Annotated in this window: 3 protein-coding genes and 1 pseudogene; 1 reads left to right on the forward strand and 3 read right to left on the reverse strand. The window is 57.4% G+C overall.

What is annotated here, in order from left to right:
* Nucleotides 1-222, forward strand: a 222-nt coding sequence (locus GSQ92_RS30575) for a hypothetical protein (RefSeq protein WP_216857000.1), incomplete at its 5' end; no start/stop codon positions are given.
* Nucleotides 223-843: 621 nt separating this feature from the next.
* On the opposite strand, the gene GSQ92_RS27170 is transcribed toward GSQ92_RS30575, so the two are convergent.
* The 3 genes and pseudogenes from GSQ92_RS27170 to GSQ92_RS27180 form a co-directional block, all read right to left on the reverse strand.
* Nucleotides 844-2,079 carry an LVIVD repeat-containing protein gene (locus GSQ92_RS27170; protein WP_174247854.1) on the reverse strand — a complete coding sequence of 412 codons (1,236 nt, stop codon included), beginning with the start codon at nucleotides 2,077-2,079 and terminating at the stop codon, nucleotides 844-846.
* A gap of 13 nt (nucleotides 2,080-2,092) precedes the next feature.
* Nucleotides 2,093-2,809 carry a GntR family transcriptional regulator gene (locus GSQ92_RS27175; protein ID WP_159014673.1) on the reverse strand — a complete coding sequence of 239 codons (717 nt, stop codon included), beginning with the start codon at nucleotides 2,807-2,809 and terminating at the stop codon, nucleotides 2,093-2,095.
* Nucleotides 2,806-3,086: pseudogene (locus tag GSQ92_RS27180) on the reverse strand (aldolase/citrate lyase family protein); the annotation flags it as partial. The pseudogene GSQ92_RS27180 and the gene GSQ92_RS27175, both read right to left, overlap by 4 nt.

The raw sequence follows: 3,086 nt of genomic DNA on the forward strand, positions 1-3,086 counted from the left end.
ATCCCGGGCAATTTCTTCCTGGGCGAGGCTATCGCCACGGCGACCGCCGCGGGAATTCCGGCGATGCTCGCCCATCACTATGGCATGTTCGATTTCAATACCGTGCCGCGCAGCCTTATCGAAGCTCAGGCGTCCGAGCCCCACCTTCCCATCTTTCTCCTACCTGCGGCAGTTGGTATGGAATATCGCCTGTCCGCGATATGCTCTCCCACGATATCGTAAAGCCTTTGCGGCACCTCAGTTGCGTGTATCCGGTGGCCACCCGTATCTGTTTTTAGTTGGTTCACCATATTCGCCTGACTGTAGTGCAATGTGCTGCTCAAATCGGTCGTCAAGACTTTCTCCTCGGCGGCCAGCCGGTGGCGGATAACTGTGCCCGCTGATCTCGTGAGGTCACGCGTGGTATTGGTGCATGAGAGAGAAACTCGCAGTGGGGTTGGCCGACGCACACTGGCAACATTAGCCAGTGACGCAATGTCCATTCGTTGAAACCGCTTTCCAGCTGAGATCGCAGGTCGCGCTGCCTGATTTCTACTATGTATATAGCCTGAGCCTTCGGAACGTCGAGCTGCTGCTGCCGGGAGAGGTGATCGCGTGCTTCGTCGGGATTTGGTGTGTCGAGCAGGAAGGGCGGCCAGCCCAAAAGGCTTAGCTGCAGCGCAGGCCTGTCACGAGTCAGCGGCCCCCAACAGATACGAATCTGCTCAACGGAATCCACGGCGCAGTAGGTTATCGGGCTTCAGGCAAAAGATGACCGAAAAGCTCGCCATCGCTACCCCTTTCTTTCTGCTCCTGCCACCGAGGTTGATCGATGTGGCGCAAGCAGGAGGTCATTAGGACAAGCTAAACTCCTTTCCATTGCAGGATGTAGAGCCCCGCATTGTAATCGGTAATGTACATAAGCCCGTCCCTCTGGACGTTGACGTCGCAGGTGTGGATGACGCGGTGGCGGTCAGGACGGGTATCCAACCACTGCTCGGGTGTGCTTGGCACGAAGAAGCCGATTTCCTGAGGCTGGAACTGGTTGCGGATGTCGAATACTCGAACCCCAGCATTCTGGTAGGTTGCAAAGATGATTTCAGAGCTCTGAAAACAGCCTGGCCTATTTTCGTGCAGATTGTGAGGGCCGAAATGGCCGCCCTTAGCGACGTAGTCCTGGTCACAGGGTGTCGGGAAGGTCGCGATAGTCACCGGGTTCTGTGGCGTGCGGATATCGACCACCCAGGTATACTTCATGGGCTCCTGGTCGACGTCGAGAACCGCCTCATCCGCTACGATGCATAGCCCGCGATCGACCAGCGGCAGAGCACTGTGCGTGCCCCCAGCGAACGGCGGCGACCAATTAGTGTGCGAGATAAGTTTTGGCGCGGCTTTGTCCGAAATATCGAGCAGAGTAAGGCCACCATCGCGCCAAGACCCATAAGCTATGCTGCCCTGTATAACCGCGTGATGCAGCGCCACGCGGCCGGGCATGGTCATCGTCTCGCCGCCCGCGGCCCACATTCCGGGTAGCGCCCAGCGGCCAACTTCGCGCGGCTTCGCGGGATCCTCCATATCGATAACGATGAAGATGTGGTCCGTGTAGCCGTCGAGCAGAGCGGACGCATAGGCATAGCGGTCTCCAACCCACCAAATTCGATGCAGGCCCAGGCCTTCCACCTCCATAAAGCCAATTGCACGTGGATGCGCCGGGTTAGAGATGTCGTAAACGCGCATGCCAGCGGTATAGTCTTCACCTCTCTTGCCGAACTTGCTCGAATGCACACCTTCAATCGAGTGGCCGTAATATTCGGTCTCTTTTACGTAAACAGAATAGAAGTTGAATTCTTCCACCACAAGAAGAAGATCGTTCGCGGTTTGTATGTGCACCGACCATGACCGGTTGTGTGTTGGCAGAAAGTTTACCGGGGCGGGGTTGCGCGGATCATGCACGTCGATGACGCTGACGCCGCCGCTGAAAACGTGGCTGACGAAGGCGTGGCCCTTGTGAATCATACATTGAATGCCATCAGCGCGCCCAGCCTGGTTGCTGCGCCCAACGAACTCTATATTCTTTGCGGAGTCGAAGAATTTGCTCATCATATGTTCTCCATCAAGAGTTTTTATCGCTCCTCAAGCGCGCTTGGCAAAAAACGAGATCTTGGACCACGCCAGCATTGTACGTCTTTAGATAGCGATCTTTCGCCAGGGGTAGATGTTCCTTCACAAGAGCAACTAGTCGAGGGCGGTCGCATTGCTGGCAGGCTTCGATCATCGCCCAGTGATCGCGGCAAACCTTGGTGAGGAAATTCGGGTCCATGTAGGGGTGAAACCGCACCGTAAGCGCCCGTATGGCACAAAGATCGATCATTTCGGTAAGCACGGGGTTTCCCAGCTGGGCATAGAGGTGCCGGTGGAAGCGGTTGTTGTGGTCAAAGATGCGCCTAAGATCCTGATGCGCAACGGCCTTCTCATGGTCGTGCTGGATCGCGACGAGCTCGGTCATGGCCTCAGGTTTCAGTGGCAGGGGCATCGCCTCGACAGCAGCCGTCTCCAACAGCATCCGCACCGCGTAGATCTGCTCGACACGCTCTGGTTTGAGGTCGCGCACCGAGGCACCTTTATTGCGCTGCCGATCAACGAGCCCGGCCTGCTCGAGCGCTAACAAAGCCTCGCGTACGGCCGCCCGATGAGAGCGGAAACGTAGCACAAGATCGGCTTCGACCAAGCGTTCACGGGGGTTGAGGCGTCCGAAGACGATGTCATCGCGGAGGGCCTCAACGATTTCTTGGCCTGAGGCGGATAAGGATGAGTCGGGCTCCTTCGTCATGCAACGAATTCGGCCAGGAGGCGCTTCGATGCTGCCGTCATGAGACGCAGATCCGAACCGGTGACAAACAGGCGATAACCCTCCGCCTGCATCCGTTTGGCGTAGGCTGTGATTTCGCAGGCAAGGCCGGCCATGATGTTGGCTCTCACAGCGCTTTGCGCGATGCGGTGAAGCGCGTCGAGCACCGTCTTGTCGTCACTATCCATACGTGGCGGCCGGCCTAGGCTGGCCGCAATGTCGCTCGGTCCTGCGAAGACGCCGTCGAGACCTGGAACTT

The sequence above is a fragment of the Acidisoma sp. S159 genome, assembly GCF_009766125.1.
Taxonomy (GTDB): domain Bacteria; phylum Pseudomonadota; class Alphaproteobacteria; order Acetobacterales; family Acetobacteraceae; genus Acidisoma.